Genomic DNA, 590 nt, shown 5'->3' with positions numbered 1-590 from the left:
AACACCATCAAAGAGACGACGATGATCAGGCTACGAGCCCGCCAGCGATAAGTCCGTACATTACGCCCGGGGTCGTGTATCCCATCACGCTCAGAGCGATGAAAGCGGACACCACGAGCACGATGAACGCGAGCAGGCAGCCGACCATCGCCCGTAACCATCCATAGGACGAAGAGTCGAATCTGTGGTCGCGAATGAGTACAACAAGCCGCAGTCCGATGAGAGCGACGGCTTGCCAGCAGGCGATTGCGACGACACCCCAGATGATGGATGGCACTGCGAGCGGTTTGACTTCCGGGAACACCGACACCAGGGTATCCACCTCATGCGGGAGAGCCCACGCCTGGGCGAACACGGACAAGACCAGCAGAACGAGAAGTAACGCGTTCAGCGCAAACGAGGTCCAACGGCGCATCTTTGCCTCCTTGATCTACTCGACTCTTGCTACAGGCACCATACTTGCACATCGACCTAAGGAGCATCGCCGGCGGCATCACTACAGCGGCCCGGCATCGTCGCAAGACTTGTCCGGAATCTGTCGAAGCAAAGCGGAACGGGCTCAAACTCGAGGTCTGGCCCAGTAGTTTGGC

The 590-nt window shown here is 58.5% G+C and carries 1 protein-coding gene; it reads right to left on the bottom strand.

Annotated elements, in window-relative coordinates; all coding sequences use genetic code 11:
• Window positions 1–25: 25 nt before the first annotated feature.
• Window positions 26–415 (bottom strand): DUF2975 domain-containing protein, encoded by a 390-nt coding sequence (locus JF66_RS20975; RefSeq protein WP_035880912.1) that lies wholly within the window; start codon window positions 413–415, stop codon window positions 26–28.
• Window positions 416–590 lie beyond the last annotated feature (175 nt).

This window comes from Cryobacterium sp. MLB-32 (assembly GCF_000738085.1).
Lineage (GTDB): Bacteria > Actinomycetota > Actinomycetes > Actinomycetales > Microbacteriaceae > Cryobacterium.
The sequence above is the reverse complement of the archived record's forward strand: the minus strand, read 5'-3'. Positions and strand labels throughout refer to the sequence as shown.